Source organism: Marinobacter adhaerens HP15 (genome assembly GCF_000166295.1).
Classification (GTDB): Bacteria; Pseudomonadota; Gammaproteobacteria; order Pseudomonadales; family Oleiphilaceae; genus Marinobacter; species Marinobacter adhaerens.
Map to the genome: position 1 here is coordinate 845,060 of NC_017506.1, position 20,695 is coordinate 865,754.

At 58.0% G+C, this 20,695-nt stretch carries 19 protein-coding genes; 9 read left to right on the plus strand and 10 right to left on the minus strand.

Going from position 1 to position 20,695, the window contains the following annotated elements; genetic code table 11:
* Positions 1-120: 120 nt before the first annotated feature.
* On the plus strand, positions 121-1,536 hold the full coding sequence (locus HP15_RS04150; protein WP_041645014.1) for a DUF4397 domain-containing protein: 1,416 nt from the start codon (positions 121-123) through the stop codon (positions 1,534-1,536).
* A gap of 48 nt (positions 1,537-1,584) precedes the next feature.
* Here HP15_RS04150 and dacB read toward each other — a convergent pair whose 3' ends face one another.
* Positions 1,585-3,141 (minus strand): D-alanyl-D-alanine carboxypeptidase/D-alanyl-D-alanine endopeptidase, encoded by a 1,557-nt coding sequence (gene dacB / locus HP15_RS04155; protein WP_169702132.1) that lies wholly within the window; start codon positions 3,139-3,141, stop codon positions 1,585-1,587.
* 329 nt (positions 3,142-3,470) lie between these two features.
* Here dacB and HP15_RS04160 point away from each other — a divergent pair, with 329 nt between their 5' ends.
* From HP15_RS04160 to HP15_RS21640, 4 genes are all read left to right on the plus strand, one after another.
* Complete coding sequence (locus tag HP15_RS04160) at positions 3,471-3,944, plus strand: sterol desaturase family protein (RefSeq protein WP_041645015.1); 474 nt, start codon at positions 3,471-3,473, stop codon at positions 3,942-3,944.
* 32 nt (positions 3,945-3,976) lie between these two features.
* Positions 3,977-4,747 (plus strand): glutathione S-transferase N-terminal domain-containing protein, encoded by a 771-nt coding sequence (locus HP15_RS04165; RefSeq protein WP_041646130.1) that lies wholly within the window; start codon positions 3,977-3,979, stop codon positions 4,745-4,747.
* Positions 4,748-4,939: 192 nt separating this feature from the next.
* Positions 4,940-5,875 (plus strand): aldo/keto reductase, encoded by a 936-nt coding sequence (locus HP15_RS04170; protein ID WP_014576321.1) that lies wholly within the window; start codon positions 4,940-4,942, stop codon positions 5,873-5,875.
* Positions 5,872-6,549 carry a hypothetical protein gene (locus HP15_RS21640; protein ID WP_169702133.1) on the plus strand — a complete coding sequence of 226 codons (678 nt, stop codon included), beginning with the start codon at positions 5,872-5,874 and terminating at the stop codon, positions 6,547-6,549. Before HP15_RS04170 ends, HP15_RS21640 begins: the two co-directional genes overlap by 4 nt.
* Here HP15_RS21640 and dkgB read toward each other — a convergent pair.
* The gene (gene dkgB / locus HP15_RS04180; protein WP_014576322.1) at positions 6,518-7,327 is read right to left on the minus strand and encodes a 2,5-didehydrogluconate reductase DkgB; all 810 of its coding nucleotides are present in this window, start codon (positions 7,325-7,327) and stop codon (positions 6,518-6,520) included. The two genes, HP15_RS21640 and dkgB, sit on opposite strands and share 32 nt — an antisense overlap.
* 121 nt (positions 7,328-7,448) lie before the next feature.
* Between dkgB and HP15_RS04185 the strand changes: the two genes are divergently transcribed.
* Positions 7,449-7,862 (plus strand): GFA family protein, encoded by a 414-nt coding sequence (locus tag HP15_RS04185; RefSeq protein ID WP_014576323.1) that lies wholly within the window; start codon positions 7,449-7,451, stop codon positions 7,860-7,862.
* Here the strand turns inward: HP15_RS04185 and HP15_RS04190 are convergent.
* The 7 genes from HP15_RS04190 to HP15_RS04220 all read right to left on the minus strand — a co-directional run bounded on the left by HP15_RS04190 (position 7,856) and on the right by HP15_RS04220 (position 16,181).
* Positions 7,856-8,977: a PQQ-dependent sugar dehydrogenase gene (locus HP15_RS04190; protein ID WP_014576324.1), complete on the minus strand. Its 1,122-nt coding sequence runs from the start codon at positions 8,975-8,977 to the stop codon at positions 7,856-7,858. The two genes, HP15_RS04185 and HP15_RS04190, sit on opposite strands and share 7 nt — an antisense overlap.
* Before the next feature lie 251 nt (positions 8,978-9,228).
* Entirely contained in the window at positions 9,229-10,050 is an 822-nt protein-coding gene (locus HP15_RS04195) for a (2Fe-2S)-binding protein (protein WP_014576325.1), read from the minus strand.
* A complete protein-coding gene (gene fhuB / locus HP15_RS04200; protein ID WP_041645016.1) occupies positions 10,037-12,067 on the minus strand; it encodes a Fe(3+)-hydroxamate ABC transporter permease FhuB in 2,031 nt (676 codons plus the stop codon). Before fhuB ends, HP15_RS04195 begins: the two co-directional genes overlap by 14 nt.
* Positions 12,057-12,992 (minus strand): ABC transporter substrate-binding protein, encoded by a 936-nt coding sequence (locus tag HP15_RS04205; protein WP_014576327.1) that lies wholly within the window; start codon positions 12,990-12,992, stop codon positions 12,057-12,059. The genes fhuB and HP15_RS04205 overlap by 11 nt, the downstream gene beginning before the upstream one ends.
* Positions 12,982-13,755, minus strand: coding sequence for an ABC transporter ATP-binding protein (locus HP15_RS04210; protein ID WP_014576328.1), 774 nt, complete (start codon positions 13,753-13,755; stop codon positions 12,982-12,984). The genes HP15_RS04205 and HP15_RS04210 overlap by 11 nt, the downstream gene beginning before the upstream one ends.
* Before the next feature lie 68 nt (positions 13,756-13,823).
* Positions 13,824-15,626, minus strand: coding sequence for an ABC transporter ATP-binding protein (locus tag HP15_RS04215; protein ID WP_014576329.1), 1,803 nt, complete (start codon positions 15,624-15,626; stop codon positions 13,824-13,826).
* Between the two features lie 102 nt (positions 15,627-15,728).
* On the minus strand, positions 15,729-16,181 hold the full coding sequence (locus HP15_RS04220) for a YaiI/YqxD family protein (protein WP_014576330.1): 453 nt from the start codon (positions 16,179-16,181) through the stop codon (positions 15,729-15,731).
* Positions 16,182-16,465: 284 nt separating this feature from the next.
* Here HP15_RS04220 and HP15_RS04225 point away from each other — a divergent pair, with 284 nt between their 5' ends.
* Together HP15_RS04225 and HP15_RS04230 are read left to right on the plus strand one after the other, a co-directional pair.
* Positions 16,466-17,038 carry a histidine phosphatase family protein gene (locus HP15_RS04225; RefSeq protein ID WP_014576331.1) on the plus strand — a complete coding sequence of 191 codons (573 nt, stop codon included), beginning with the start codon at positions 16,466-16,468 and terminating at the stop codon, positions 17,036-17,038.
* A 40-nt stretch (positions 17,039-17,078) separates the two neighbouring features.
* The gene (locus HP15_RS04230; RefSeq protein WP_014576332.1) at positions 17,079-17,417 is read left to right on the plus strand and encodes a zinc ribbon domain-containing protein YjdM; all 339 of its coding nucleotides are present in this window, start codon (positions 17,079-17,081) and stop codon (positions 17,415-17,417) included.
* Positions 17,418-17,420: 3 nt separating this feature from the next.
* Here the strand turns inward: HP15_RS04230 and HP15_RS04235 are convergent, their stop codons facing one another.
* The gene (locus tag HP15_RS04235) at positions 17,421-18,140 is read right to left on the minus strand and encodes a tellurite resistance TerB family protein (RefSeq protein ID WP_014576333.1); all 720 of its coding nucleotides are present in this window, start codon (positions 18,138-18,140) and stop codon (positions 17,421-17,423) included.
* 226 nt (positions 18,141-18,366) lie between these two features.
* On the opposite strand from HP15_RS04235, the gene HP15_RS04240 reads away from it, so the two are divergent.
* The gene (locus HP15_RS04240; protein ID WP_014576334.1) at positions 18,367-20,643 is read left to right on the plus strand and encodes a putative bifunctional diguanylate cyclase/phosphodiesterase; all 2,277 of its coding nucleotides are present in this window, start codon (positions 18,367-18,369) and stop codon (positions 20,641-20,643) included.
* Positions 20,644-20,695: the final 52 nt, after the last annotated feature.

The window sequence follows — 20,695 nt, forward strand, 5'->3', positions numbered from 1 at the left end:
GCAAATCCGTTCTTTCTGACTCCCCGTAAATGCATTGACGCATGATTCATGGACGGAAATTGTGCAGGTTCGAACCACTCAAATCCTGGTAAACAACCTCAAAAGTGGGGAGTTTGAAAAATGAAGACAAAATATGCTTTACCGATGGTTTTGGCGGGTAGCGTTGTGCTATCCGGGTGTTGGCTTGATGACGATGATGATCCAGCAACAACCAGTGTTCGGGTCCTGCATGCGTCCTCTGATGCACCTGCGGTGAATGTACGGGTGAACGGTGATGTTGTCGTTTCAGGTGCTGATTATAAGCAGGCTGCCGTCCTCACTCCGGGTGCCGGTCTTGCCGATATCGCGGTTGATGGATTGCTGCCGGGCGGCGCGACCGCGACTGTAATTTCCGCTGACGGCGTGTCGCTGCGTGCGGATACCAACTATGACGTGATCGCAGTTGGCAAAGTTGGTGACGAGACCATTGAGCCGCTGATCTTGACGGATGATGGTGCTCGTGACGATGCCAACAGTGCGCGCCTGAGGGTAGCGCATTTGTCGCCTGATGCTCAGACAGCTGCAGGCGGTCCAGTGGATGTATATGTGACTGCGTCCGGTGATCCGCTTCCTGCCGAAGCTACCTTTAGCTTCTCCTTCAAGGAAAGTGTAGGTCCACTGGAGCTTCCCGCTTCAGACGATTACCAGATTCGGGTTACCCCTGCGGGTTCCAGTACCGTTGTTTACGACAGTGGCCAAATTGGCTTGCCAGCCGGGTCTGATCTTCTGGTCGGCGCCGTTGACAACACGGGTGCAAACGGCGATGCAAGCCCAATCAGTCTGGTCGTACTGAATGGCAGTGAAGTTGCGGAGATTTTCGACGCAGGTCAGGACGCAGGAGTACGCGTTGTGCATGCCTCTTCTGATGCACCTAACGTAGATGTTTTTGTTGGTGAAACAGGTCCGGCGGCATTGTCCGATATCCCGTTCGGCAGTGTTTCTCCGTTTGCCTTCCTTGATGGTTATGCTGCTTTGCCGGCCGGGGATACCCGGGTTCGGGTAGCGGCTGCTGGAACCGGCCTAGGTGGCGGACAGGTTGTCATTGATGAGACATTGCCCCTTGCCAACGGCCAGGGTTATAGCGTTCTTGCGGTCGGTCAGTTGGCGAACATCGAGGCGCTTGTCGCAGAGGATACGGTGCGCAGCATTGCTACCCAAGCCTCCCTGAGAATCGTTCATGCTTCAACTGCGGCCGGCAATGTCGACATCTATCTGGTTCCGGGCACTCAGAACGGTATCGGTAACTCAGCCCCGGCGTTGTCAGACGTTCCCTTCAAAGCGGTAACTGACTATCTTCCGATAGCTGAGGGCACGTATAACGTCTACATTGCACCGACAGGAACGGGCACACCGGCAATCACCGCCGAAGGTGTTGAGCTTAATGCAGGTGGAGTCTACACGGTAGTTGCACGGGATGCGGATCCAGCTAATGCAGATCCGGCATTGCAAGCGCTAGGGCTGATCTTGTTCGATGATTTCGTTGGGCAACCTCAGTAAGGCACACTGTTAAATCTTTGAAAAAGCCCCGGCCACGGCCGGGGCTTTTTATTGAATGCTAGTCTCAGAAGTGCCGGAAGCCGCATGTGAAATAGCGGTCCCGGTCGGCGGCCTGAAATGCAGCGAATACAGAATGCGGTCCAGCACGGCCTGGCCATTCCAGGCAGGATCGTTATTGACCATCCCGACCACGGCCCAGGTGGTGTTATTGGAATCGCGGGTGAATCCGGCGATCGATCTCACATTTTCCAGGTAACCGGTCTTGATGCGACCCTCGCCATCCATGCCGGTGTTGCGCAGGCGGCGTGCCATGGTTCCATCCATCGCGATGATAGGCATTGAGGCCATGAGGTCTGCCGAGTAGGCGCTGTTCCAGGCGTGTTCCAGTATTTGAGCGCCCTGGCGTGCGGTGATCCGCCCGTGTCGGGTGAGGCCAGCGCCGTTGTCGATCACCATGCCGGCGGTATTGATGCCCTTGTTTTCAAGCCAGTCGTAGATCACCCGTATACCGGCAACCCGGTCATCGCTTTCATCTTCCTGGCGGTTTTCCGCACCAATGGTGAGGAGCAGTTGGCGCGCCATCACGTTGCTGCTCCACTTGTTGATGTCCCTCACCATGGTAACCAGGTCCGGCGAGGTGGTTTTCATCACCAGTCGGGCATCCTCAGGCGTTACGCCATTCAGGTCTCCACCTGACACTACGACGCCAAGGTCTGCCAGCAAGGAGCGAATCAACGAGGCGCTGTACTGATCATGGGACAGCAATGAAAGATAGGTGGTGGTTCGGCAGCCCTGGGGAAGTTCACCGATTACCCGAACGGTCACCCGGTGGTCTTCATGAATGATGGGCTCCCATTCAAAGTTTCTTCGTGATGGGCACGGGCCTTCTGCAGTGGCAACCACACGGTTGTCGATGACAACTTCGCCCAGGGAGGGCGTGCTCCAGGCCTGGGTGCCACGCTCATCGGCACGAACCTGGAAATGCATCAGGTTCAGGTTGGTCAGATAGGCGGACGGTTCCACCAGAAACGGCGCGTGGGGGTTGTCGCCGTTGTCTTCAAACGCAGGAAAACCACCGTCTACCTGAAAGTAGGAACCATCAAGGATCAGGTCTCCCTCGATTCTGGTAATTCCCATGCTGCGAAGCTCACCCAGTGTGGTCCAGAGGCGTTCAATAGTGAGCTTGGGATCGCCTCCGAAGCGGACGTAGAGATTACCCTTGAGAGTGTCGCCGACCATGACACCGTCGGTCAGGAAATCGGTATCCCAATGGTGGTTGGGCCCGAGAACCTCCAGCGCCGCAAAGGTTGTCACCAGCTTCATGATGGAACCGGGGCTCATCAGCGCATCGGCATTGATGTACTGATTAATGCCGGGACCATTCAGCGGAATGGCGGCCATGCTCATGGCATCTTCATTGTGGAGGGACTTGAGCGCGTAATCCTGAAGCTGGTTCGTCCAGAGGCGATTTCCCGAGAAACCGGAATTATCGTCTTCGGCGAATACAACGGACGGGGTGGTAATCACGGCAAGGGCCGTGAGGGATGCCAAAAGAGACCGTCTGAATCCAGAACCTGTTTTTTCTCTACTTTCAGAACGCCGCATACCCGGGGCTACCATGATCGCTATCCAGTGAGTTCCTATAGTCCAACAATAGCCCATCCTGCCGGTTTGTACTATGCAGAAAAGCTCTACATGACGTTAAAAAATGGCAGTAGTGTCGTTGTTTGTATTGAACTTTTGTGACGCGATGTAAGTGCCCTTGCGAATCATGGAGTTAGGTGGATAAAAATTAACCTTCGGGTTGTCAATGACTTTGCTATCGGATTTATGGGTCCTTTTTCCGGCGTTTGAGTCATGGAATTCGCGGCCGAAAAGGCGTTTCCTGATGAATGTGTAACCAAGTGTTCCGAAAACAACAAAAGGAGGACACCATGATTGGTATTCCACTGGGTCTTTTGACCGCCAATGGCGTGGAATGGGTATTCCATAAACACGTTCTTCATGAGCTGGGCCGGAACCGGGCAAGTTTCTGGTCGTTTCACTGGCATGATCATCACCGAAACGTACGCCGGAATGGCTTCCTGGATGATGACTATCGCAGACCGCCCCTGACCTGGAATGCCCAAACCAAGGAGGTGGCTGCCCTCGTTGCGGGGGCTGCAGCAGTCACCCCGCTGCTGCCATTCGCACCATTTTTTGTGGGTACTCTCTACTACAGCGCCTGGAATTACTACCGGGTACATAAGCGCTCACATCTGGACCCGGAATGGGCGAGAAAGAACCTGCCCTGGCACTATGATCATCATATGGGACCCAACCCCAATGCCAACTGGTGCGTGACCAAACCCTGGTTTGATCACATCATGGGTACCCGGGAGCCAATGGAAAATCGTCAGATTGCGTGATAATGGCGTGGTCTCCAAAAAAAGGTTTGTTTATGTCGAATATGCTTTCTCATAACGTCCACGTGCTGGGCTCGGTCGCCACATCGTCGCTCACTGCCTGGCGTGGTTGCCTGGTGGTAAAAAATGTTCCCCAGCCGGAAAAGCCGATCGTGCTCTATGACATGGAGGGCTGTCCGTACTGCCGTCGTGTTCGTGAAGCCCTGACTGCCCTTAACCTGGATGTGGAAATCCGGCCCTGTCCGAAGGGCGGGTCGGTTTTCCGGGCCCAGGCGGAGGCGCTGGGAGGCCGGCAACAGTTCCCTTTGCTGGCGGACCAGAACACGGGCATGGTCATGTACGAATCCGAGGAGATCATCGAGTATCTGTTCCGGCAATATGCCGGCCGGTCGGTACCGTCCTACTATCGTGGTCGGGTCTGGCAGCCGGTCCTGGGCTCAGTAGCCTCGGTAACCAGCGCCATGCGGGGGCTGAGGGTCAGCCAGGGCAAGCGGCCGGAGCGGCCTTTGCACCTCTGGAGTTTCGAGGGCAGCCCGTTTTCACGTTTGGTGCGTGAGCGGCTGTGTGAGCTGGAAATTCCGTATACCTTGCACAACCTCGGGAAGGAGCACTGGACAGAGATCGGGCCAGCGAAGCAGCGCATCAAGCCGGGGCCTTTTACGCCGATTCCCGGTGGCAAGCGGGATGCGTTTTTCCAGGTGCACAAGCGGGTTCAGGTGCCCTATCTTGAAGACCCCAATACCGGGGAAGGCCTGTTCGAGTCTGCCCGTATTCTGAAATATCTTGATGCCCACTACGGGAACTGAGTTGTTGGTAAGACTGTCAGCCATGTAGCTGCCGCCCGGGTGGGTCATCCCTTCTCCAGACACGCCGTAAATACTTCCATGTAGGCTCGGTCGGGCCATCCGTGGCCCTTCACGGTCTGGAGAAGGGATGACCCACCCGCGCTGTTTGAACATCATGCTATTCGCACTGAAATTTCTGTCAGTGGGGGCGCTATGGCGAATCAGATTACTCGAAGGAAGTTCCTGATCAGTTCCGGCCTCGCCGGAATTGCTCTCAAAGCCCCGATGCTGTTCGCAAACACATCGGGAAGCACTGCATTATCTCCCATCATGCGCCGGATTCCCGGCACAGACGAATCCATCCCTGCAATCGGTATGGGCACGTGGATCACCTTCAACGTTGGTGGTGACGAACAATTAATCACCCAGCGCACTGAGGTTTTGAAAACCTTTTTCGAGCTCGGAGGCACGGTGGTCGATGGCTCGCCGATGTATGGCAGCGCTGCAGATGTAATGGGCGAGGCGCTGAACGCTCTGGACGGCCACGACCGGATTTTTGCAGCTACCAAGATCTGGACCGGCGATGAATCAGCAACCCGGGCGGAGGCGGCGCGTTCGAGCAGGCGTTGGGGTGTTGATCGGTTCGATTTGTTGCAGGTGCACAATCTGTTGGGGTGGCAGGGGCATCTTGAAACGCTCAAGCAGATGAAGGCGAACGGTGAGGTTCGGTATATCGGCATCACCACATCCCATGGTCGTCGGCATCGGGAATTCGCGCAGATTATGGAGCGGGAGCCTCTGGATTTTGTGCAGCTGACCTACAACGTTCTGGACCGGGAGGTTGAGGACCGGCTGCTGCCATTGGCCCAGGAGCGCGGAATCGGGGTGATCGTCAATCGTCCATTCCAGGGCGGTTCGCTGTTTCGGCGATTCCAGTCGGAGCCACTGCCCGATTGGGCCGGGGAGGCCGGTGCTGGCAACTGGGCGGAGTTTTTCCTCAAGTACATTATTTCCCACCCGGCGGTGACCTGTGCCATTCCGGCGACCAGTAAGGTCGAGCACATGAAGGAAAACATGGGGGCGATGTACGGTGCATTGCCTGATGCCAGCCAGCGCCAGCGGATGGCGGGTTACGTGAGGTCGCTGTGAGTGGGGCTGACTGGCTGAGCTACTCGCTACAGGATTTTGTGATGTTCGGGCCGCAGGTGTTTCTGCGGCTGTTTGTCCGGATCAACCAGGATCTATGGCCCTGGCAGTTGCTGGCGGTGGTGATCGCCATTTTTATACCGGTGCTGATCTCCAGACAGAGCAGGGTGGCACGGCGTTTGGCCGTCGGCCTGATGTCGCTTGCCTGGATTGTCAGCGGTTACGGGTTTCTGGTGGGCTATTTCGGCCCCATTAACTGGCCGGCGGCGTGGTTTGGGTGGGCCTTCGTGGCCCAGGGCGCGTTGCTTGCGGCTGCCGTGTTTTCAGGCGGGGTTCATGACAGCAGGCTAGCGATCGGAAGACTTGCCGTACTCTGGCTGCTTGCTGTCTGTGTCTTGCCCTGGTTTGCAATGGCTGATTCCGGCCAGTGGGAGGCCGTCGGATTGTTTGGCGTAGCACCCGGCACCACCGCAGCGGCTGGCGCGCTCGCTCTGGCACTCGTGACCAGGACCTGGCGCTGGGTCTACCTGCCGCTGCTGGTGTTGTGGAGTCTGTTCAGTGCCGCCCTCTTATGGGTGCTTCAGACCTGGTGGTTGCTTGTCACCCCGGTGGCTACGCTCTTGCTGGTTGGAGCCGGGTTCTGGCTCAGTCCCAGGACGGCGCAAAGTCCGGATTAGCGATGCGTTCGTTACGGTCCAGTTCGTCAATCGCGCGGATTTCCTCCTCGCTCAACTCAACCTCCAGCGCCTCCAGGTTAGCCTTCTGGTGGCCGGGCCGTGTTGAGGAGGGGATCGGCACAACGCCTCTCGATGCCACCCAGGCAATAGCCACCTGGGCCGGCGTCAGGTTTCGCTCAGCGGCAATGCGCTGCAGTGTTTCGTCCTCCATCACCTTACCGACTGCCAGCGGCATATAGCCGGTCACGGTAATGCCGAGCTTCTGGGCATGTGCCACCACCTTGCGGTTGGCCAGGAACGGATGCACTTCTACCTGGTTGGTGAAGATGGGCGTGTCGCCCAGTATGGCTTTCGCCTCATCCATCTGGGCACAGGTAAAGTTCGAAATGCCGATGTGCTCTGCCAGACCCTCGCGCTGGGAATCCCTCAAGGCACCCAGATACTCCTTCATGGGCACTTCGTCACCGGGCGATGGCCAGTGGATCAGCGCCAGATCCACATGGTCGGTTTTGAGCCGTGCGAGGCTGTCATGGAGGCTGTTGATCAGGTCACTTGCGTGCAGCTGGTCGTGCCAGATTTTGGTGGTCAGGAAAATTTCCCGGCGCGGAATACCACTGGAGGTAATGCCATCACCAACTTCCGCTTCGTTTCCATACATCTGGGCAGTATCGATATGGCGGTAGCCCAGGGACAGGGCGCTCTTGACGGCGTCCCGGGCGTCGTTGCCCTTGAGCCGGAACGTTCCCATGCCGATCTTCGGAAGTGCGCTGAATGACATAATGTCCTCCTTAGCGAGTGGTGTGTTCTTAAAGTGGTGCCGGCAGACTGGTTCTTCAAGTGGCCGCCCGGTATCATCGCGCCTGAATAAACCTCTGAGCCGAACCAGTGAGGCCCGCACCATGTACACCGGTCGTTGCCTGTGTGGCGATATCTGTTTTGAATACGATGGCCCTATCGGCCCGGTTGCCCTATGCCACTGCAGCCAGTGCCGGCGCGCCCACGGTAGCGCGTTCTCGGCCAGCGCGCCGGTGCAGAAGGTGAGGTTCCGGTTCGTAACCGGCGAAGACAAGATTACCGAGTTCGAATCGCGTCCCGGCAAGTACCGGGGCTTCTGCAGCCGTTGCGGCAGCCAGCTTTACAGCCGTGTTGACGCCATTCCCGGCATACTGCGCCTGCGGGTTGGCTGTATCAACGAACCCCTGAATAAGGGGGCGGCCCACCATGTGTTTGTGGGCTCAAAATCCGACTGGTTCGAGATTACCGACGAGCTGCCACAGTTTGAAAAGACTGAACGAACCAACGATCCTCACTGAAGCGGTACCATCCGATAGACCTTTCCCCTTGGTGAATCTGTCAGTAACCAAAGGGCGCCGTCGGGGCCCATGCGTACGTCACGAATACGCTCGCCGAGATCGGTCAGCAGATCTTCCTCTTCTGTCACTTTGCCATCCTGAATGCGCAGGCGAACCAGCTTGCGCATTTTGAGTGCTCCCACGAACAGATCCCCCTGCCATTCCGGGAACAGGTCACCGGTATAAAACGCCATGCCAGATGGCGCAATGGACGGATCCCAGTAATGAAGTGGCTGGGCCATGCCTTCCTTTTCGGTGTCGTCAGTGATGGGCAGGCCAGAATAGTCGATGCCGAAGGTGATTGTCGGCCAGCCGTAATCGGTTCCTGCCCGGATGATGTTGATTTCGTCGCCACCTCGGGGACCATGTTCGTGGCTCCATATTTCGCCCGTTTCCGGGTGGATCGTCATGCCCTGGATATTGCGGTTACCGGTTGTATAGAAGGTATCGTTAACGCCGCTGGTGTCGAGGAAAGGATTGCCGGGCGCGGGACCGCCGTCAGTCGTAATCCGGTGAACGCCACCGGCATCATCACCATTGTTCTGGGCCCGGTCCATCTCGCCACGGTCTCCAACGGAGATGTAAAGATTGCCTTCCCGATCAAATTCCATCCGACCTGCAAAGTGCCTGCTGGTGTTCGAGCGGGGTAGCGCTTCAAAGATGACGTCAACGCCGGTAAGGCGCTCTCCGTCCAGTCGGGCGCGTGCCACGCGGGTGGTCATGCCGTCCCGGTTTCGATGGGCATAGCTCAGGAATAGAATCTGATTCTGTTCAAATTCCGGGTGCAGAATCACGTCCAGCAGCCCGCCCTGGCCGGATACAACGAGCTCTGGTAGCCCGCTGATAGGGGTACTCAACAGCGCACCGTTACGGATCATTCGCAGCCGTCCTTCCCGCTCCGTCACCAGCATGGAGCCATCCGGCAGGAACGCCAGGCTCCAGGGATGCTCGAGGCCTTGTGCAATGGTCTCGAGCCGGAAATCGGTTTTGTCGGAGGAAAAGGTCGGGTTTGCCATGCTGGTAACGGCAACCAGCATTAAACTGCCTGTCAGTACAAGGTGTTTGAGTATACCCATTGGAGCCTCCGTTCCTACCGGTGCCGTGTGAACATTGAGAGTAGCAGTTGAAGCGGGCTTCGCCGAAGCGTGTCCCATTACCAAGAGTATAGGGCTTCCTTTGGATTACAGATCAGTGGCCTTCTATTTCAAATAATAATGATTCGCAATAAAGTAAAGGCCACTGGGTTCACCTCAAACGGGAGAAAAAGGAATGGCACCCGAACAGGAAATGATCGAAGGGTTGAAACTGGCGGCAGGGGCTGGTGTGCTTATTGGCCTGGCTGCCATTGGCCTGGTGTTGTCGTCCGCTCTTGGGGCATGAGTGCGGCGAATCGTTCCTTGCGATGTACGCCACAGGTACCGCAGTAACCGCCCTCCGGCAGCAGGTATTTCAGGCAACACCCCTTTCGCTGGGGGATTGCCGTGGCCTGCTCACCGAACACCGCAGGAATCCAGTCAATAAACTGGTTTGCATCGTTTTGAAATTGCTCCAGCCAGCCTTGCGCCAATTGGCAAAGCGCTTGCGGTTCGACCCGGTTCCACACGGCTGAAAACGGCGCCCCCAGTCCAAGACCTGTACTGCTCCAGTAGGCGCCCGGGCTGACTCCCAACTGGCGCCGGAAGACAGGGTACCACTCAGCTGTCAGAGCTCCTGCTGACCTGACAAACGTTTCTTCATCAACACCCTCGCCACCCGGCAGCTGAAACCAACGGGATACCGGTTGTTTCGATTGGTCGGCCGGAGCCAGGAAGATTCGTTTGGCATCCGGTAAAGGCGCGTGGCCGTCGCGAAATAGCCTTAGAGTCAGAGGTGCAATCACGCTGAGCGCCAGATCCTGCTGAAGCACAGAAACAAACGCGCGCACGGCCCGGGGCCCGGCATTGTGGGGGTATTCGATGCCAACCTGGCGTCGCAGTAGCGACGGTTGCTCCAGGCACTGGGCCAGAGAAAAGAGGCCGCTTCGCGCACCAGCTTGCGTTTGGAGAGCCTCGCCAAGAACTGTTTCACCATCCAGCCCTGACTGACTCAGCAGACGGTAGTATTCCCGACCCCGGGGACCGACTCCCGGGTTACGCTCAGGCTCTGCCATGGCGACTCAGCCCCCAGAGGAAATACAGGCCACCGACCAGAGCTGCCAGAAGTCCCGCCGGAAGCTGATTGGGGTAAACCACAATCCTGGACAGGTAGTCTGCCATGCCGAGCAGAAGACCGCCGGCAAGGGCAGCAACAACGAGCTGCCGCCCAACGGTCTGCTGGCCCAGAACACGGGCCAGGTGGGGTGCAATAAGGCCCACAAAACTCAGTGGGCCGATCACGACCGTCGCCGAAGCGGTCAGCAGCGCTGCCAACAGAAGCAACATCAGACGGACTTTCGTCACCGGCAAGCCCAGTGAGCTGGCCGATGTTTCTCCCAGGGGAAGAATGCTCAGGGGCCGGATAATCACCAGAAGGCCGGCCGAAATCAGCACAATGAGTGCCAAAAGCCCCAGGGCTTCGACTTCTGAAACCAGCCAGGTGGACCCGTACATCCAGTTGAGAAGCTGCGAGGCGACCGTGCCACCGGAAGCCATGACCAGGCGAAGGCCCGCGTCCATGAACACGTATAACGCGAGCCCGCCAAGCAGGAGCTGGTTGCCGGCAAACCGGTGCTTGCGGGCAAGCATAATCAGCAACCCCAGCGCAGCTGCCGCACCCAGGGTGGCCGCGCCCAGCTGTCCAGCGCGCCCAATATCGGCACCAAGCAGCACGATTAGAACCATGACCACCGCCGCGCCGCCGCTGATGCCGAGCATCTCCGGGCTGGCCATGGGGTTGCCTGTCATGCGTTGGATCAGTGTGCCCGCAAGGCCCAGGGCCACGCCGGCAAGAATGGCGGCCAGTAATCTGGGGCCGCGCCAGACCCACGCCTCGTGCCACTGGGCGGTCGGAGTCCAGCTCCATTCGTCCAGTCCCGGAGACCACCCCATGGAGATTACAATGGTGGCCAGCAGAAGAGCCGCTATGCCCCCAGCAGTCAGAAAAATAGAGCGCCTCTTTGGCAGGAAACCGGCGGGGCTGTCATCCTGCCCTGGCATATGATGGGTGTTCTTCAAACTCTGCAGGGCCAGCAGGATAATCGGCCCGCCGATCAGGGCGGTGGTCGTGCCGGTTGGCACCAGCGATCCGTCGCCCCGGGTGGATGCCCAATGGGCGAGGGTATCTGCCAGCAACAGCAGACCCGCGCCTAGGAGACTGCTCCAGATCAGGCGCTCAGAGAGGGTGCGAGCGCCCAGGAGCCTTGCCAGCACCGGTGCCGCAAGACCGATAAAGGCCACGACACCGACCCGGCTGACGACGGTAGCACTCATCAGGACCACCAGAAATAGCGCCAGCACCCGAATCAGACCGACCTTGGCACCGAGGGACCGGGCAGAGGTCTGCCCCAGTTGCATGATCTGCAGCGGGCGCATCAACAGGACCATGAATACGCCCAGCACCAGCACCCGGGGCCAGAGTTCCATAAACGGTTGCCAGTTGTTCTGGACCAGCGAACCCGCGCCCCAGATAAACAAGTTCCCCAGCCATTCGCCTTTGAGTAACAGGAACGCCATGTTTACGGCGCCGAGGAAAAAGGTGACAACAAGCCCGGCCAGTATCACGGTGACCGGTGAAAAGCCCAGGCGCCAGGTGAGCGCGATGACCAGCCCGATGGCCAGTAGCCCGCCGGAAACCGCCACAAGGTCTGGACTGAAGGCGAGCAGGCCGGGAAAGAACATGGTCGCCACCGTTATACCGAACTGGCCGCCTGCCTCCACGCCCAGGGTTGTGGGGGAGGCGAGAGGGTTACCAAGGATCTGTTGGGTAACCGCGCCGGCGAGACCAAGACCAAAGCCAATGAGGACCGCAATGGCGACCCGGGGGGCCCAGCTGTAATGGGCCAGTACCGAAGCGTAATCGCTGCCCTCAAACGTCCAGAAGGCGGCGATGAGAGCGCCCGGGTTGAGCTGACCAAGCCAGGGTGCCGCACTCGCGAGAAATGCGCCACACCAGATCAGTGCTGCCGCCACTGGTAGTCTTGCCGGTAGAGAAGGCTTTGCGACCGGGTTGTTGGCAGACTCAGCGTACATTGTCTGATCCTCCTGCCAGCAGGCCTTCGGCGAGTAGTGTCGCCAGTCGCTTGACCGGGAATACCCCGCCAAACGGCCAGACCGGATCAATCTGGTACACCTGATTGCGTTGGACCGGTGGCAGATAAGTCCAGAAAGGGCTGTTGGCCAGGGTGTCAGACAACCCGGGCAGGGTCGGAGAAATCACCACAATCCGGCTGTCCTGATAGGGCGCAATTGCCTCAAGCCCGACGACCGAGAACCCCCAGTAATTCCCGGTATGGGGCCAGGCGTTCTCAAGGCCAAGGGCGTCCAGGGCACTCTGGAAAAGGCCGTTGGGTGCGTATACGCGAACGTGGCGGACGTCCAGAAAGTTTACGAGTGCTACCGGTCGTTCGGTGAGGCCGGCATTTTCAAGACGACGGCGTTGGGTCTGAAGTGTCTGGTCAATGTCGTTAAGAACTGCCTTTGCGCGTTCCTCCCGGTTCAGCATCTCACCGAGAGTTGTAAGCATACCGCTGGCCTTTTCGAACGGTCGGGAGCCCTGCTTGTAAACGCTGACAACATAGGTGGGCGCAATGCGCTCTAACAGGTTGGCTGCGGGCGCCATCTCGGAGCTGGTGACGATCAAATCCGGTTTGAGCTCGGCAATGGCTTCCAGACTTGGCGCCACGCGGGTGCCGATGTTGGCGACCCCCTCTGGCAGTTCCGGTTCCCTGACCCAGACGTTATAGCCATCCCGATCGGCAACGCCGATGGGCGTGACACCGAGTAACAAGAGCGCCTCGGTGGCGGCCCAGTTGAGAGCGATCACCCGTTCCGGAGTCTTGTTCAGGGTCAGGGTGCCCTGTTCGTGCTGCCAGCTTGCAGCGCCGGCAAAGACCGGCAGCAGACTCAGCAGCAGCGCCGCGCCGTATCGCCAGGAGCGTTCAGACCTAGTGAACATAGGAGACCCACTGTCCGGGCGCGCGCTCCATCACGCCCATGGGCACGCCATATATGGATTCCAGGATGCCGGAATCCATGATGTCCCGGGGGCTGCCATCGGCAACCAGTTGCCCGGATTTCAGAGCGACCAGACGGTCGCAGAACCGGGCCGCCAGATCCACGTCGTGCAGCACCACGATAACCGTAAGATCCCGCTGTTCTGCGAGACGATGGACCAGGCGCAGGGTTTCCACCTGATGTTTTACATCCAGGGCGGATATGGGCTCATCCAGCAGCAGGCATCGTGTTTGCTGAGCCAGCAGCATGGCAATCCACGCGCGCTGGCGTTCACCACCGGAGAGCGTGTCGACAGAGCGATGCTGGAACTGGCCGAGTCCGGTGTCCTCAATGGCCCGGGTTATCAGCCGGTGGTCTTCCTCGTTATAGCGTCCCAGCGGTCCGCGCCAGGGGTAGCGCCCCAGGGCAACCAGCTCGCGAACCGTCAAACCGTCGGTTCCTGGCGGATGCTGGGGCAGGTAGCCCACATTGCGGGCAAATTCCCGTGCACCCGTGCTCCGGAAGGATTTGCCCAGAAGCCGGACATTGCCGGTTGAGGGTGCAAGCTGGCGGGCAAGCACCTTGAGCAGAGTGGACTTGCCGGAGCCGTTATGCCCGAGCAGGGCTGTTACCTCACCCTCACCGAAACCGAGGTTCAGGTTCTGAAGTATGGTGGTGTCTCCAATGCGGACATCAAGATTGGAAACGTCGAAGAAAACAGGCATGCAGGCTCCCGAAATGCTGAGGGCCTGCAGAATAATTTAAATGCGAATCACTATCAATATATATTGCGTTAAATGGCTGCCTGTATTTGCCCGGTCTGCACCCGCCATTGGTTGGCATAAGCGCCGTCCTGGTCGAGCAGCTCCCGGTGAGTTCCCTGTTCCAGCACTTTGCCGCCTTCGATGACCGCGATGGAGTCGGCATCAACGATGGTGGAGAGCCGATGGGCAATCATGATCACGGTCCGGTTATGGCCGATACGCTTCAGTGACCGCTGGATGGCGGCTTCTGTTTCGTTGTCCACCGCGCTGGTGGCTTCATCAAGCACCAGTATCGGCGGATTTTTCAGCAGTGCACGGGCGAGGGACAGTCGCTGGCGCTGTCCCCCGGACAGACGAACGCCCCGTTCACCCACCGGTGTGTTCAGGCCCTCGGGCAGCGCTTCAATAAACGACCAGGCTTCCGCGGTTTTCGCTGCATCTATGATCTCGGTATCGGACGCCGCCGGATTTCCATAGGCAAGGTTTTCCCGAATGGTGCCCTCGAACAGGTAAACATCCTGACTCACCAGCCCAATTGCGCCGCGCAGGGATTGCAGGTTGAGATCCCGAATGGGTTGTCCATCGATTCGGATTTGGCCGTTGCTCGGATCGTAGAACCGCAGCAACAACTTGATCAGAGTGGATTTGCCGGAACCGGTTGCGCCGACCAGCGCAAGGGTATTACCAGCTGGCACGGTCAGGCTGATATCCTGGATTCCTGCGCCGCTGGAGGGATAGTGAAAGCTTACTTTGTCCAGCTCAACATCGCCTTTCACCGGCTCTGCCAGTGCCTTGCCACCCTCGTCACGCACGTGCACGGGCTCGGCCAGAAGGTCCAGAATCCGACGGGTGCTTGCCATGGCCCGTTCGAACAAATCAATCACTTCGGCAAGCCCGGTCAGGGGCCACAGCAAGCGCTGGGTAAGAAAGACCAGAACGCCATAGGCACCCACGTTCAGGTTTCCTTCAAGGGCCATCATGCCCCCCACCGTGAAGGTGGCCAGGAAGCCGGCCAGAATGGCCATCCGGATCACCGGAATAAACGCAGAGCTGATGCGGATGGCCCGGCGGTTGGCCTCCACGTAGGCTTCGCTGCTTTCTTTCAGACGCTTTGCCTCTCGCTGTTCAGCGGTAAAGCTCTTGATGGTGGCGATGCCGCCCAGATTGTTGGCCAGCCGGCTGGACAGGTCACCCACTTTTTCACGAACGTCGGCGTAGAGCGGCCCCGCTTTGCGCTGGAAGTAGAAGGCGCCCCAGATAATCAGGGGAATGGGGGTGAATGCGAGCAGTGCAATGAGCGGCGAGAGCACGAAGAATACGGCGCCGACGGCGACCACGGTTACCAGCACCTGAATCATGGCGTTGGCGCCGCCGTCGAGGAAGCGCTCGAGCTGGTTCACGTCGTCGTTCATGGTGGCCACCAGTTGGCCGGAGCTGCGGGCCTCGAAGAAGCTCATGTCGAGGCGCTGGGCATGTTCGTAGGCATCCTGCCGGAGGTCCGACTGCAAACGCTGGGCGAGGTTGCGCCACAGGATCTGGAACAGGTATTCGAACAGGGATTCGCCGGCCCAGATGAAAAAGGTGAGTACGGCCAGAATGGTGATTTGCTCCTGGGCCGTTTCAAAGCCGAGGCCAGCCACAAAGCTCTCTTCCTGGTTGACGACCACATCAATGGCGACACCGATCAGGATTTCCGGGGCAATATCAAAGAGTTTGTTGATGATCGAGCAGGTGGTGGCAGCGATGATCTGTCGGCGATATCCCCGGGCGTATCTCAGCAGGCGGGCCAGCGCAGCAAAGCTGCTGGTGGTTTGGTGGCTGTGTGAGGACATACTCCGCTTCTCTCCCTTGAATCAGGCAGGCCCGCGTTGAGCCTGAAAATAATAAGGCGGGAAGGGTAGCGGATCTGCCCGGGTTTTAAAATAGAATCATTATCAACTGCGTTTGTTTCTTTGCAGCCAGCGGTCAAGCTTGTCGGCAAATTCCTTGCGGTCGGTCTGCCTGAAAGGGGCGGGGCCTCCGGTGACCTGGCCGGCATTGCGCATTTCTTCCATAAAGTTGCGCATGGCCAGGCGCTGGCGAATATTCTCTTTGGTGAAGGCCTGGCCGCGTGGATTGAATACGTCGGCGCCTTTTTCAATGGCTTCGGCGGCCAGGGGGATGTCCTGCGTGATCACGAGATCGCCTTCGTGCATCTGGTCCATGATTTCGTTGTCGGCCACATCAAAGCCCTGGGGGACCTGTCGGCGCTTGATGTAAGGGCTCGGTGGCAGGGTGATGGCGTGGTTGGCAATGAAGGTGGTGTCGATTTGCCAGCGGGTGGCGGCGCGGCAGAGGATCTCCCGGATTGGAACGGGGCAGGCGTCGGCGTCGACCCAGATTGGCATTATGGTTCCTTCTTTTGGCTTGGCTCTGCTGGGAGTTTACCTTTTGTTTATATGAGCCTGATAGGTATTGTCCGCGTATCTCTTGGTAAGCCTTCGAGGTTGGTGCTGGAGGCATTGGGAGAGCCCTTCCAAAAACCGCTACGAGCACGTCCATGTGCGCTTGTTTCAGGCCATCCTTGGCCTTCAACATTTTTGGAAGGGCTCTCCCAATGCCTCAAGCGGACATCGTCAGTTCATCCGCGCATTGCACAGCTGCATAGGATTTTTTTCAGGAGGTAACAATTATGCTTGCCAGATCTATCCTAACCGCATTTCTGGCGGTCGCCATGTGTTTCAGCGTTTCCGCCGCCGATAACAACGAAGAAGCCTGGGAGGCTCTGAGAGACGGGCGGGCTGTTCTGATGCTCCGCCATGCCTTGGCGCCTGGAACCGGTGATCCGGGCAACTTTGATATCAACGATTGCAGCACCCAGCGGAATCTGAACGACGTCGGTCGTGAGCAGGCTCGGGCGTGGAAGCCGTTTCTGGCGGACCATGGTATTACGGAGGCGCGGGTGTTCAGCAGTCAGTGGTGCCGTTGCATGGATACCGCAACCGGGATGGACATGGGGAAGGTAACGGAGTGGCCGTCGCTGAATTCTTTCTTTCGCAATCGTGGCGATGGTCCGGCGCAGACGCGGCAGACGATTGCTCTGGTGAATGAGTTGGAGGACGGGGCACCGGTGATCATGGTGTCGCATCAGGTGAACATTACTGGCCTGACCGGGATTTTCCCATCGTCGAACGAGGGCGCGATTATCGCTTTGCCTCTGTCGGAAGATCCGACGGTGCTGGCGAGGGTCTCGCCCGGGCGTTGATGGTATAATCCGGCGCCCATTCAATTAACAGGAAATGATAATGTCGCAGCTTCCGCCATGCCCGCAGTGCAGTTCCGAGTACACCTATGAGGACGGCGTTCAACTGGTTTGTCCCGAATGCGGGCATGAGTGGTCTGAGGCGGAGGCTGCGGCGGCTGACGCCGCGAAGATGATTCGCGACGCCAACGGCAATGAGCTTCAGGATGGTGATACGGTTACGGTCATCAAGGATCTGAAGGTTAAGGGCTCCAGTTCCGTGGTTAAAGTTGGCACCAAGGTGAAGAATATCCGCCTGGTAGACGGCGATCATGATATCGACTGCAAGATCGACGGTATTGGTGCCATGAAACTGAAATCGGAGTTCGTCAAGAAAGCCTGACGACTACCCCGCTGTTGCGCTCCGGATCTGTTGTTCCAGTTCCCTGGCAAGACCCGGGTCGAGCTGGAGGGCGCTGGCGAGTTGATCCAGCCAGGCCCGCTCCATGGGGTTCTGTTCGTCGATCATGACCGCGCTGACGATGTAGATTTCCCGGCTGGCCTGGGGCGAGTCGGCATTGCGTGCCAGGGCAGTGGCGTCCAGCGGGGCGTCGAACTGCTGCTGAATCCAGGCGTGAAGTTCGTCATCTGGCCCCAGTTTTTCAATCTCCTGGGTAAGCAGCGCGCGTTCGTTGGCGTCTATGTGGCCGTCAGCGCGGGCTGCCATGATCATGGCCTGGAGTATTTCAAGTCCCCGTTGTTCCTGCGCCTGGCCCTGCAGTTGCTCCAGTGGCTGGCCCTGCTGTGCCAATGCCGGTTGCGCCGGGCTCTGACTGTTGGTCTGATAGTTCTGATAGGCTTTCCAGGCAAGGACACCCACGCCTGCAAGGGCACCGTATTTGAGGGCTTTGCCGCCCATCTTTCGGCCGCGCTTGGAACCCAGCATCATGCCGAGGGCTCCGCCGCCCAGCAGGCTCTTTACGTCGATGCCTGAACCGGATCCCTGGCTGCCCTTGAGTTGACTGCCAAGGCTGTTCATCATTTTGTTGACGTCCATGCCACTGCCCTGGGACTGGCCACCCTGAGCCTGCTTCATTACCTGGTTCAGTACAGACATCACGTTCATAAACACACTCCTGTAAGATCGACAGCCGTTCAGCTTTTCAGAATAGTACACCCGATACCCTGATCGGTGATGGACGCGGAATTACTCTGTTGTCACGAATCGACGCATTTAGTTCCATGGGAATTAACAGCCTACAAATTAGCGGTAAATAGTAATGCGCTTTTCAGGCTCTCCCGTATACTGACGCGAAGCCGTTGTTCAACCTCCTGAATTTCTGGAACTGCTTTTGGCAATTCTCAAACGCAATCTTTGGACACTCTTCGCTCTTATCCTCCTCGGTGGTGTGTTGCTCCTCAGTGCCGTTCTGTTCTTTCGTTGGCAGGGCCTTATTTCGGACGAGAAGCTTTACCAGACCGCCCGTGTCGAGCTGGTTGCTCAGTCTGTCGACAGTATCCTGAGAACCCAGGAGCTGGTTCTCGATGTAATTGGCCGCGAGTTGCTCAATCAGGACAACCTCCTGTCAGGTAGTCGACAGATCCCCTTGCTCGACAGCATCCTCGCCGCCAACCCCATGCTCGTGGGCTTTGGATTGGCCAGGCCGGACGGCACGCTGGTTCGTGTCAGCACCAACCTCGATCTGTCGACTCTTCCAAATCTGAGAACCGATCCCGAGACCCGTGACAGTTTCCTGGGAGCACTGTCTTCCGATGCGATGGTCGTGGGCCGGACCTATTTCGTAGACGCCCTGGGCGCGTGGGTTATACCGATCCGAAAAGCGATACGTTCCCCGAGTGGGGAAGTCGTTGCCGTCATGACAGCCGGCATGCGGCTTGATGGCCGTGGTTCGGTTTTCGGCAAGACACTGCATGACGGCGACTCTGACACCGTAATGTTGTTCCGGGAAACCGATGGCTATGTTCAGTTCATGTCGGCTGACGGCATTGGCCCGCAACAGTATTCGCAAATCCGGGTGCCGATGGACCAGAGGGAGATAAATCGGGCAGCGTTTGAAAAGGAGCTCGGCAAGAGCGTAGAGGAGGTCATGCAGGGCAGTGATTCAGTGGTTATCCGAACCCGACGCCAGGGTGAGGATTATCTGACGGCTGCTGTCTTCAACGCCCGTTACCAGTTGTGGTCCATCTCGGAAACCCGGTTCGCTCCGCTTTACCGGGAATTTCTCCAATCCCTGTTGCAGTATCTGCTGACTTTCCTGGTTTTCGGGATTGTTTTCTACAAGGGGTTCCGGATTATCGACAACGCCGAGAAGAAGCGGCGTCTGGAGCTTTCTTACCTCTCACGGCACGATGATTTGACCGGGCTGTTGAATCGCAATGGGCTGCTGGACCGCCTCGACAACCTGGTTCCGGATAGAAAACCGTTCTGCCTCATTGTGATCAACATTGATAACTTTAAAGGCATCAATGACCGGTTTGGGCTGGAGACCGGCGATGAAACCCTTCTGGAGTTCGGTCGTCGGCTCGCCGAACTGGTTGAAAGCCGGGACGATCTTGCCCGGCTCGGTGGCGACGAGTACGCCATTGTGACCCCGAACACCAATCTCGACGATGTTGAAAAAGCCTGTGTGTCGCTGGCCGGCAACCTGTCCCGCACCTTCGAGGTGGGCCGACTGAGGTTGCAGGTAACGGCGAGTATTGGTGTGGCCTGTTTTCCGAATGACGGAGATTCCCTCAGCAAGCTGATTCGAAGTGCCCATCTTGCGCTGTACGAGGCGAAGCAGAGCCGGAACGACGTCTGCATTTACCGCAGCGAGATGGAAATGGCCTATCTTCGCAGGCTGTCGGTCGAGCAGCGTCTCAGGTATGGCCTGGCATCGGGCTCACTGTACATGGTCTACCAGCCTCAGGTAGATCAGACCGGAAAAGCGGTCGGGCTGGAAGCGCTTGTTCGCTGGCAGGATGAGGAACTCGGCTTTGTTTCGCCCGCGGAATTTGTCGAGGTCGCTGAGAAAAGCGGGCTGATGGTTCCGCTCGGGCGCTTTGTGCTTGAAACCAGTATTCGGGAATACAGCCTGTTTCGTAACGAGGTCGGCGGTTCCGTGGACCTGTCTATCAACATCTCTGTTATCCAGTTTCGCCAGCCAGACTTTGTTGAAACAGTGCTTGAGGTTCTGGCAATGCACCGTGTGTCGCCTGGAGAGCTGGTTCTTGAGATCACCGAGAGCCTGTTCATGAGTGACTTTGAGAGGGTGCTGAAAACGATCGAACGATTGCGAGAGAAAGGGATACGGATCTCGATGGACGATTTCGGAACGGGTTACTCCTCGCTCAGTCTGTTGCGTAAGCTGCCGCTTGACGAGTTGAAAATCGACAAGAGCTTTGTCGACACCATTCTGGAAGACGAAAAAGCCGCGAACATGATCCGGAGTATTATTGCCATTGCCCGGAGCCATAATATGGAGCTGGTTGCCGAGGGTGTTGAAGAGGAGGCCCAGGCCAGCGCCCTGGTCGAGATGGGCTGTCGACGTTTTCAGGGTTATTACTTCAGTCGTCCGGAGACCCTGGACAGACTGAAAGCGAACCCGGCTCTCGCCATCGGGCATTGACCCGGTCTGCGACCATTCGTCGCACTGAAAAGCTTGGATCCGGGACCTACCC